Source organism: Paraburkholderia sp. (genome assembly GCF_034668105.1).
In the GTDB taxonomy this organism is placed as follows: Bacteria; Pseudomonadota; Gammaproteobacteria; order Burkholderiales; family Burkholderiaceae; genus Paraburkholderia.
In genome coordinates this window covers 1-9,776 of record NZ_JAXDPY010000041.1, presented here as the reverse complement: position 1 = coordinate 9,776, position 9,776 = coordinate 1, and the positions used below count along the sequence as shown (strand labels likewise).

General features: G+C 63.4%; 8 protein-coding genes and 2 pseudogenes. 8 read left to right on the top strand and 2 right to left on the bottom strand.

The features are described from left to right. A partial coding sequence (locus QOC89_RS02185; RefSeq protein ID WP_323043517.1) for a hypothetical protein occupies window positions 1-194 on the top strand: 194 nt, incomplete at its 5' end. Here QOC89_RS02185 and QOC89_RS02180 read toward each other — a convergent pair. Then, window positions 191-1,717 (bottom strand): PLP-dependent aminotransferase family protein, encoded by a 1,527-nt coding sequence (locus tag QOC89_RS02180; protein ID WP_323043516.1) that lies wholly within the window; start codon window positions 1,715-1,717, stop codon window positions 191-193. The genes QOC89_RS02185 and QOC89_RS02180 overlap by 4 nt on opposite strands. A gap of 300 nt (window positions 1,718-2,017) precedes the next feature. Here QOC89_RS02180 and tauA point away from each other — a divergent pair, with 300 nt between their 5' ends. From tauA to pta, 7 genes and pseudogenes are all read left to right on the top strand, one after another. After that, entirely contained in the window at window positions 2,018-3,085 is a 1,068-nt protein-coding gene (gene tauA / locus QOC89_RS02175; protein WP_323043515.1) for a taurine ABC transporter substrate-binding protein, read from the top strand. Window positions 3,086-3,117: 32 nt separating this feature from the next. Next, on the top strand, window positions 3,118-3,933 hold the full coding sequence (locus tag QOC89_RS02170) for a taurine ABC transporter ATP-binding protein (RefSeq protein ID WP_323043514.1): 816 nt from the start codon (window positions 3,118-3,120) through the stop codon (window positions 3,931-3,933). Then, entirely contained in the window at window positions 3,926-4,846 is a 921-nt protein-coding gene (locus tag QOC89_RS02165) for an ABC transporter permease subunit (protein WP_416340331.1), read from the top strand. The genes QOC89_RS02170 and QOC89_RS02165 overlap by 8 nt, the downstream gene beginning before the upstream one ends. Before the next feature lie 99 nt (window positions 4,847-4,945). Continuing rightward, a pseudogene (locus tag QOC89_RS02160) lies at window positions 4,946-5,248 on the top strand (aldehyde dehydrogenase family protein); the annotation flags it as partial. A gap of 4 nt (window positions 5,249-5,252) precedes the next feature. Beyond that, window positions 5,253-5,357 (top strand): annotated as a pseudogene (locus QOC89_RS31780) (hypothetical protein); the annotation flags it as partial. Window positions 5,358-5,526: 169 nt separating this feature from the next. Continuing rightward, window positions 5,527-7,329 (top strand): sulfoacetaldehyde acetyltransferase, encoded by a 1,803-nt coding sequence (gene xsc / locus QOC89_RS02155; RefSeq protein WP_323043512.1) that lies wholly within the window; start codon window positions 5,527-5,529, stop codon window positions 7,327-7,329. Window positions 7,330-7,509: 180 nt separating this feature from the next. Continuing rightward, on the top strand, window positions 7,510-8,550 hold the full coding sequence (gene pta / locus QOC89_RS02150) for a phosphate acetyltransferase (RefSeq protein ID WP_323043511.1): 1,041 nt from the start codon (window positions 7,510-7,512) through the stop codon (window positions 8,548-8,550). Between the two features lie 168 nt (window positions 8,551-8,718). On the opposite strand, the gene QOC89_RS02145 is transcribed toward pta, so the two are convergent. Next, the coding region (locus QOC89_RS02145) for a cobaltochelatase CobT-related protein (RefSeq protein ID WP_416340330.1) at window positions 8,719-9,776 on the bottom strand (1,058 nt) is incomplete at its 5' end.

Genomic DNA, 9,776 nt, shown 5'->3' with positions numbered 1-9,776 from the left:
CGGATTCTGCGGCTTGTTCCAACGCTGATACGCCGCTTGTTGTGCTGGTTGTTGTGCTGGTTGTGCTGCTGGTTGTGCTGCTGGTTGTGCTGCTGGTTGTGCTGCTGGTTGTGCTGCTGGTTGTGCCCGCTTGTTGTGCCGCGTATTCCCCCGCTCATTTCGCGGCTCATTTCGCGGCTTATCCCGCTCTTTAGTCCTTCGGCTGCTGCGCGCGCACTAACTCCGCGAGCAGGCGCACGCCCGCATCGATCTTTTCGAGCTTGATGGCCGAAAAGCCCATCCGGAAGCAGTGGTTCTGCTCCAGGCCGGTCATGAAGAAAACCCGCCCCAGTTCGATCAGAATGCCATGCGCCTGCGCATCCGCGGCAAGGCGCGTTGCATCGAGCCATGGCGGTCCTTCGACCCAGCACGAGGCGCCGCCGCCCACCGGCAGATAGCGAGCCTCGGGAAGATGCGTGTCGAGCGCCGTCATCAGCGCCTGGGCACGCTCCCGATAGGCGTGGGCAAGCCGCCGCAGCAGCGCGTCATGATGCCCAAGCGCCAGAAACGTGGCGAACGCGCGCTGAATATACGCAGCCGGGTGGCGCACCATCAGACGCCGCAGCGCCCGCAGTTCGCGCACCAGTTCACGCGGCCCGACGATATAGCCCAGGCGCAGCCCGGGCGCAAACGTCTTCGACAGGCTGCCGATATAGATCACCCGGTCCGCTGTATCCAGGCTCTTCAACGCCGGATGCGGCGCGCCGGAGAAATTGTTTTCGCTCTCGTAGTCGTCCTCGATCAACACGAAGTCGTGTTTCTGCGCGAGCTCCAGCAACGCATGACGCCGCTCGATCGGCATGGTGGCCGTGGTCGGGCACTGGTGGCTCGGCGTCACATAGACGTAGTCGCATTGCGCGAGAAGATCGGCGTCCTCGACCGGCCGCACGCCGCCGCTATCCACCGGCAGCGGCTGCAGCCGCGCATTGCGGTTCTCGAAGATATTGCGGGCATCCGGATAGCCGGGGTTTTCAAAACCGATCGTGGTGCGCTCGCTCGCCAGCAAATCCGCGATCAGATAGAGCGCCTGCTGGCAGCCGATCGTCACGACGATTTCATCCGGCATCGCAAACACGCCGCGCCGCGGCAACACGCGCGTGCGGATCTGCTGGATCAGCGTATCGTCGTCGCGCTCGATCAGGTCCGGCGCCCAGTTGCGGATCTCCATCACCGATAGCGCCTTCATGCAGCATTCGCGCCAGTCGTTGGTCGGAAACAGCGATTGATCGAATTGTCCGTAGATAAACGGGTATTCGTAACTCAGCCAGTTGCCCGGCTTGACGATGTTGCGCTGCGAGGACGGCCGTCTTCTGACGCGCTGATCCCAATCCGGCCGCGCGAGCGCCTCATTGGCCGCCTGCTCCGGGACCGTTTGCAGCGGGGCAAAGTCGTGCCGCCCTTCGAGGATGGCCGGATTGACGAAATGCCCGCTGCGTTCACGCGAAATCAGATAACCCTCTTCCACCAGCTGCTGATAAGCGAGCACGACCGTATTGCGGGCGACGCTCAACTGATCGGCCAGCTCGCGGCTCGACGGCAGCGCGTGATGCGGCAGGAGCTGCCCGTCCAGAATCGCGGCCACCAGCATCTGGCGAATCTGGCCCTGGAGGCTCATGTTCGATTCGGGTGAACGCTGGAATCGCTGGCTCCACAGAGCCACCGAGGTGCGACTTGCCATGCTTTCTCCTCTGATTGTTGTCGGCGGAGCCCGCCCGCGCAAAGGCGGACACCGGCATTGTGGACGCGCAAAAAAACGCGGACTAGCCACCGGGGCGGCTGTCGGGGGGAAACGGCGGCGCCGCCCGTTCTGGTGCGGGGATGTGGACTCAACGATCAGCCACGTCTGGCCCTAACCCGCAACATTTTTTACTAACGATACTCGCATCAACCCATTGTCGGCGATTGGGACAAGCCCCCGTCGGCGGGTATTGGATTCACGTGTATTCGCGTACCCACAAGGCCATTCTGGAGATCTACGATGAAAAGCGACAAACAACCGAAGTTGTCCCGCTGGTTCGGCGCTCTGGCGCGCCGCACGACAGTGGCGACGGTGGCTGCAATCGCCGCGCTCGCCTGCCTGGTGGCGCAGCCCGGCTACGCGCAGGACAAGGAAGTCACGATCGCCTATCAGCAGATCGTCGATCCATGGGTCGTCGCGATCGCGAGCGGCTCCATCGAGAAAGACACGGGCTACAAGATCAACTGGCGGCAATTCGAATCCGGCGCGAAGGTGGCCACCGCGATGGCCTCGGGTGACGTGAAGGTCGGCGTGATCGGTTCGAGCCCGCTCGCCGCGGCGGTCAGCCAGGGGCTCGACCTGCAGCTCTTCTGGATTCTGGACAACATCAACCAGGCCGAAGCGATGGTGGTGCGCAACGGTTCCGGCATCACCAAACCGTCCGATCTGAAGGGCAAGACGATCGGCGTGCCGTTCGTCTCGACCACCCACTATCACACCATGTTCGCGCTGCAGCATTGGGGCATCAATCCGTCCGAGGTGAAGATCCTCAACATGCAGCCGAACCAGCTGGTCGCGGCATGGGAGCGCGGCGATATCGACGCCGCCTACGTGTGGGATCCCGCGCTCGCGCAACTGAAGAAGAACGGCAAGGTCCTGATTACCTCCGGCGACCTGTCCAAGCTCGGCAAACCGACCTTCGACGGCATTGCGGTCGATCGCCAATGGGGCGAGGCGCATAAGGACTTCATGGCAAAGCTCGTGAAAGCCATCGCCGATGCGGACGATCAATACCGCAAGAATGCGGCGCAGTGGAACGCCACCTCGCCGCAGGCCGCCGCGATCGCGAAGATGATCGGCGGCTCGCCGGCCGATGTCCCGGCGTCGCTCTCGCTGTACGCGTTTCCGACGCTCCAGGAGCAGGCCTCCTCGCAATGGCTGGGCGGCGGCAGCGCGGGCCGCGCGGCCTTCGCGCTGAAGGACACGGCCAACTTCCTGAAGGATCAGAAACAGATCAGCGCGGTGCTGCCCGATTACTCGAAGTTCGTGACCCCGGTGTATGCCGAAGCGGCAATGAAACTCAAATGACGTAGTCCGATTCCGTCGAATCAGGAGGCAACATGGAAAGCATGAGAGTCAAGAATGTGAGCGTGGTCTTTCCGGGCCGCAAGCCCGGCCAGACCGTCCATGCACTCGACGACATCGATCTGACGATCAACGCCGGTGACTTCGTCGTCGCGCTGGGTGCTTCGGGCTGTGGCAAGACCACCCTGCTGTCGCTGATGGCGGGCTTCATCGCGCCGACCAGCGGCGAGTTGCTGCTCGGCGGCGCGCCGATCAGCGGACCGGGCTCGGACCGCGGCGTCGTGTTTCAGAAGCACGCACTGCTGCCGTGGCTCAACGTGATCGACAACGCCGAGTTCGGCCTGAAGCTTCAGGGCGTGCCGAAAGCGCAGCGGCGCGAAATCGCCGCGCGCAATCTCGCGCTGGTCGGCTTGCAGGACTTTCACAAGCACATGATCTATCAGCTCTCCGGCGGGATGCAGCAGCGGGTCGGCATCGCCCGCGCGCTGACCTGCGACCCCGCCATGCTGCTGATGGACGAGCCGATGGCCGCGCTCGACGCGCTGACCCGCGAAACCATTCAGGAACTACTGCTCGACGTCTGGACGAAGACCAGCAAGATGTTCTTCTTCATCACGCACAGCGTCGAGGAAGCGCTTTTTCTGGCCAGCCATCTGATCGTGATGTCGCCGCGCCCCGGGCGCATCACGCACACCTACGAACTGGATTTCAATCGACGCTTTCTGGAAACACGCGACGCGCGGGCCATCAAGTCGAGCCCGGATTTCATCGACATGCGCGAGCGCGTGCTCAGCATCATTTACGGCGACGAGAAAATGCACGCCGCCGAAGCCGAGGTGACACATGTTTAGTTCAAAACGGGCTCACGCGTTGGCGCACGGCCAGCATGCCCCACTCGGATCCGACACGACGATGGAACCACCCCGCACTCCTGGCCGCCGCCCACGGCTTCTCGCGAAGAAACCGGCCAGACCTGGCGACACCTTCGGCGTACCGGGCCACGGCAGCAGCATCGTGACGAGCCTCGTGACAGTCGGCCTGTTCATCGGACTGTGGTTCGTCGCGACCAACCTGCACTGGATCAAGCCGCTCTTTCTGCCCTCGCCGCAAGCGGTGTATGCCAAGTTCATCTACGTCGCCACGGAAGGTTTCGCCAATTCCACGCTCGTGCAGCATACCGGCATCAGCTTGTTGCGCGTGTTCGGTGCCTTCGCGCTCGCCTGCGTGACGGCGATTCCGATCGGGGTCATGATGGGCGTTTCGCGTTTTGCACGCGGCATCTTCGATCCACCGATCGAGTTCTATCGTCCCCTGCCGCCGCTCGCCTATTTGCCGCTGATCATCATCTGGTTCGGCATTGGTGAATTCTCCAAGGTCTTTCTCATCTACCTGGCCATCTTCGCGCCACTCGCTATCGCCGCGCGATCCGGCGTGCGTTCGGTGTCGATCGAGCAGATTCATGCGGCCTATTCGATGGGCGCCTCGCGCACGCAGGTAGTGTTGTATGTGATTCTGAAGTCCGCGCTGCCGGAGATTTTCACGGGGATGCGGATCGGCATCGGCGTCGGCTGGACAACACTGGTTGCGGCGGAAATGGTGGCGTCCACCAGCGGCCTCGGCTTCATGGTGCTCAACGCCGCGGAGTTCCTCGCCAGCGACGTGGTGATCATGGGCATCATCGTGATCGGCTTCTTTGCGCTGTGCTTCGACTTGCTGATGCGCCATCTGGAGCGCGTGCTGGTGCCGTGGAAAGGCCGCGTGTGACTGGTTCGGCGTGGACTCAGCGATTGGCGGCGGCTGGCACTACTCGTCTTGCGGTGCTCTCCGCAATACTTCAGTTGTCCGTTATCGCTGGAGTGCAGCATGAATTCAATCGCGAAAGTCTGGCCCGCGCCGCAGGTTCGTCATGAAGCGCTGCGCATCGGCGGGGAACTCATCCGGCACGCGGAGATCATCGAAGTCTTCAATCCCTATACCAACGAACTGGTCGGCACCGTGCCCAAGGCGACGCTCGCCGACGTGCGGCGCGCCTTTGCCTGGGCCCACCAGTATCGTGCCCGCCTCACGCGCTACGAGCGCTCACAGATCCTGCTGCGCGCAGCGGATGCGGTCAGACGGCGTACCGAGGAAATCGCCGGTCTGATCACCGCCGAATCCGGGCTGTGCAAGGCCGTTCGGCGGCATCAAGGATTCGGGTCTTGGCTACAAGGAAGGCGTCCAGGAAGCGATGAAAAGCTTCACCAATGTGAAGACCTATTCGCTGCCGTGGGACTGAGCGGCTCGCTCGCGCACTCGCGCTGCACAGCTTTCATTAATTTTCGAGACAAATTGTACCGTTTTCGTTGCATCGCCTATTGACCATGTCGGGTGCATGCTCTACATTTTAGATAACTACTTTTCGGAACGTTTTGTTCCGGTTTCATTAAACAACGGAGACAGCCCTCATGAGCGATCACACCCCTGTCAGCGGCCCGCAGGCCATGACCCCTTCGGAAGCGTTCGTTGAAACCCTGGCCGCGAACGGCGTGACCGACATGTTCGGCATCATGGGTTCGGCCTTCATGGACGCGATGGACATCTTCGCGCCCGCCGGCATTCGCCTGATCCCGGTGGTGCACGAACAGGGCGCCGGCCACATGGCCGACGGCTATGCGCGCGTGTCGGGCCGCCATGGCGTGGTGATCGGCCAGAACGGCCCCGGTATCAGCAATTGCGTGACCGCCATCGCGGCAGCCTATTGGGCGCACAGCCCGGTGGTCATGATCACGCCCGAGGCGGGCACCATGGGCATCGGTCTGGGCGGCTTCCAGGAAGCGAAGCAACTGCCCATGTTCCAGGAGTTCACCAAGTATCAAGGCCACGTCACCCACCCCGCGCGCATGGCCGAATTCACCGGCCGCTGCTTCGACCGCGCGCTGGCCGAAATGGGCCCGACCCAGCTCAACATTCCGCGTGATTATTTCTATGGCCAGATCAAGGCCGAGATCCCGCAGCCGCAGCGCCTCGACCGTGGCCCCGGCGGCGATCAACGTTTGAATGAAGCAGCCGAACTGCTCGCCCAGGCCAAATTCCCGGTGATCATCTCGGGCGGCGGCGTGGTCATGGCCGATGCGATCGAGGAATGCAAGGCACTGGCCGAGCGTCTCGGCGCACCGGTCGTCAACAGCTACCTGCATAACGACTCGTTCCCCGCCGACCATCCGCTGTGGTGCGGTCCGCTCGGCTATCAGGGCTCCAAGGCGGCGATGAAGCTGATCCAGCGCGCCGACGTGGTGGTCGCGCTCGGTTCGCGTCTGGGGCCGTTCGGCACGTTGCCGCAGCACGGCATGGACTACTGGCCGCAGAACGCCAAGATCATCCAGATCGACGCCGATCACAAGATGCTGGGTCTCGTGAAAAAGATCTCGGTGGGCATCTGCGGCGACGCCAAGGCCGCCGCGGTTGCGCTCACGCAGCGTCTCGAAGGCCGCACGCTCGCCTGCGACGCCTCGCGTGAAGACCGCGCCGGCCACATCGCCGCGGAGAAGGCCGCATGGGAGAAGGAACTCGACGGCTGGACCCACGAGCGCGACCCGTACAGCATGGACATGATCGAAGAGCAGAAAAACGAGCGCACGCCCGGCGGCGGTCACTATCTGCATCCGCGCCAGGTATTGCGCGAACTCGAAAAGGCCATGCCGGACGACGTGATGGTCTCCACCGACATCGGCAACATCAACTCCGTGGCCAACAGCTACCTGCGTTTCACCAAGCCGCGCAGCTTCTTCGCGGCGATGAGCTGGGGCAACTGCGGCTACGCGTTCCCGACCATCATCGGCGCCAAGGTTGCGGCGCCCCATCGTCCCGCGGTCTCGTACGCCGGCGACGGCGCATGGGGCATGAGCCTGATGGAAACCATGACCTGCGTGCGTCACAACATTCCGGTCACCGCGGTGGTGTTCCATAACCGGCAGTGGGGCGCCGAGAAGAAGAACCAGGTGGACTTCTATAACCGCCGCTTCGTGGCCGGTGAACTGGACAATCAGAGCTTCGCCGGTATCGCTCGCGCGATGGGCGCCGAAGGTGTCACGGTGGATCGGCTCGAGGACGTCGGCCCGGCGTTAAAGCGTGCGATCGATGCGCAGATGAACCACGGCAAGACCACCATCATCGAGATCATGTGCACCCGCGAACTCGGCGATCCGTTCCGCCGCGATGCGCTGGCCAAGCCCGTGCGTTTGCTGGACAAGTACAAGGATTATGTCTGAGCGGTCCGTTGTCCGAGGGTGTGGGCGCGGGGTTATTTTTCCTCGCGCCCGGCGGGCCGGAAACGGGGCTTTCTTTGCCGTTTCCGGCCTGTTTCGTTTGCTGTTTTCCGTTTGTTGCTTTCCGCTTGCTGCTTTCCGCTTGCTGCTCCGTTCCTCAATCATGACCGCCGCCCCCGCCCCATGAAAGCCATCAACCGCATCATTGAACGCGCCCGCACCTCGCCCAGACGCATCGTGCTCTGCGAAGCGGAAGATCCCCGCATGTTGCAGGCGGCGCATCGCGCCACGCGCGAAGGTATCGCCCGCATCGTGCTGGTGGGTCAAAGCGCGCGCATTCGTGCCGCGGCCGCCGGGCAGAACATCGAGCTGGCCGGCATGGAGCTGGTGGACCCCGCGACCTCGCCCCTCACCTCATCGTTTTCCGAGGCGCTCTTCGCTCTGCGCAGCAAAAAAGGCATGACACTGGAAGAAGCGCAACAGGAAGTTCTCAAACCCCTCTGCTTCGCCAACCTGATGGTGCGGCTCGGTCACGCCGACGGCTCGGTGGCCGGCTCAGTCCACACGACTGCCGACGTGGTTCGCACGGCGATCCAGATCATCGGTATCCAGCCGTCGTTCAAGCTGGTGTCGAGCTTCTTTCTGATGATGCTGTGCGAGCCCTTCCACACCCTCAAAGGCGGCCTGATCTTTTCCGATTGCGGACTGGTGGTGGACCCGGACGCCGGTGAACTCGCGCAGATCGCGATGGCGGCGGCCGACAGCGCGCAAAGCCTGCTGATGGAGGAGCCACGCGTGGCCATGCTGTCGTTCTCGACCAGCGGCAGCGCCCGGCACGCGGCGGTCGACAAGGTGGTGGAAGCGACGCGTCAGGTGAGAGCCGCGCGCCCGCAGCTGGCGATCGACGGCGACGTGCAACTGGACGCGGCACTCGTCTCCGAAATCGCGCTGCGCAAAATCGATCATTCGCAGGTGCAGGGGCACGCCAACGTGCTGATTTTCCCGAGTCTGGAGGCCGGCAATATCGGCTACAAACTGGCTGAGCGGATCGGCGATGCGAAGGCCATCGGCCCGTTGCTGCAAGGCCTGAACAAACCGGCCAACGATCTTTCGCGCGGCTGCAGCGCGGACGATGTCTACTACGTGATCGCGGTGACGGCTGTGCAGGCGCAAGCCGCGGCTGAGCCGGTGAGTGCGCATGGGATACCGCATCACGCTTCATGAGCAGTGGCTGGATGCAGAATCAGCTGGCGTTGACAGGCGCCGCAAGATACACGTGACGCCGCGTGGCCTTGAATGCGAAGCCGCTAATGTGCAGCCATGGGCCTGATCTGTGAACGTGAAGCCGTCGACGTGAAGCGGTAAGTTTGAAACAGTAAGCCGCTGCGCCCTCTACCCTTTTCCGCCCCGCCCCCGCGCCCCTATCCACCCGACGATCTGCGCGAACAGCTTCATATCCGGCGGCACGGAGAGATCCACGGCGAGACATCGGCGGTAATACGGGCTGAGATCCAGGCCGACGCCCAAACCCAGCACCTCAACGTCGCGCAACGCATCGTGACGTGCCACGACGGACTTCAGATGGTTGTCGAGATAGAAGGCGTCGTTGGCCTGCCCCGTCGCGCTGTCCATCGGGCTGCCATCGGAGATCACGATCAGCATGCGCCGCGCTTCAGGACGCGCGACGAGGCGCCCACAGGCCCAGTCGAGCGCCTCGCCATCCACGCCCTCGCGAAACAGGTCTGCCTTGAAGAGTGCCGCGATATCGGCGCGGGCGCGTCGCCAGCTCCGGTCGGCGTCCTTGAACACGAGATGAGACAGTTCATTGAGCCGGCCTGGATGAGCCGGCCGGCCCTGCGCCAGCCAGTCGAGCCGGGCTCGGCCGCCGTTCCAGGCGCCGGTGGTGAAACCGAGTACCTCGGTGGTCACGCCCGCCTGGTCGAGCGCGCGGGTAAGGACGTCCACCATGACCGCCACCGGCTCGATATGCGCTTTCATCGAACCCGAGCAGTCGATCAGGAAGCCGACCACGCAGTCCGCCCTGGGCGGGTTGCGCTCAAGCCGGAACAGGCGCCGTTCAGCGGGAGAACTCACCAGTTGCGCGAGGCGCCGGCCGTCGATCCGGCCATGCTCCTCGCCGAACGACCAGCCATCGCGTTGCGGTATCGCCAGCGCCGCTTTCAGTGCATGCGCGAGCCGCGCGACGTTGATTCCCTGGGCGGCGACGCGCTCGTCGAGCCGCTCGCGAAACTCATCGAGCAACGCTTTGCGGACCAGCGTGCCGGCAGCAAGCTCGCGATCATGGCGCGTCGTAAAGGCGCGATAGCCCTGCTCCGATGCTTCGAGCACGCGGCTCCTGCCGCTGAGCGCCACGGCCATGTCCTTGTACTCGTCGTCCTCGACATCGAACCAGAGCGAGAACGCCGTGCGCGGGGCTTGGTCGTCGCTCT

Excerpts from the sequence above, each read along its gene's own strand:
- QOC89_RS02180 (WP_323043516.1), bottom strand. The coding sequence starts at position 1,717 with ATGGCAAGTCGCACCTCGGTGGCTCTGTGGAGCCAGCGATTCCAGCGT.
- tauA (WP_323043515.1), top strand. The coding sequence starts at position 2,018 with ATGAAAAGCGACAAACAACCGAAGTTGTCCCGCTGGTTCGGCGCTCTG.
- QOC89_RS02170 (WP_323043514.1), top strand. The coding sequence starts at position 3,118 with ATGGAAAGCATGAGAGTCAAGAATGTGAGCGTGGTCTTTCCGGGCCGC.
- QOC89_RS02165 (WP_416340331.1), top strand. The coding sequence starts at position 3,926 with ATGTTTAGTTCAAAACGGGCTCACGCGTTGGCGCACGGCCAGCATGCC.
- xsc (WP_323043512.1), top strand. The coding sequence starts at position 5,527 with ATGAGCGATCACACCCCTGTCAGCGGCCCGCAGGCCATGACCCCTTCG.
- pta (WP_323043511.1), top strand. The coding sequence starts at position 7,510 with ATGAAAGCCATCAACCGCATCATTGAACGCGCCCGCACCTCGCCCAGA.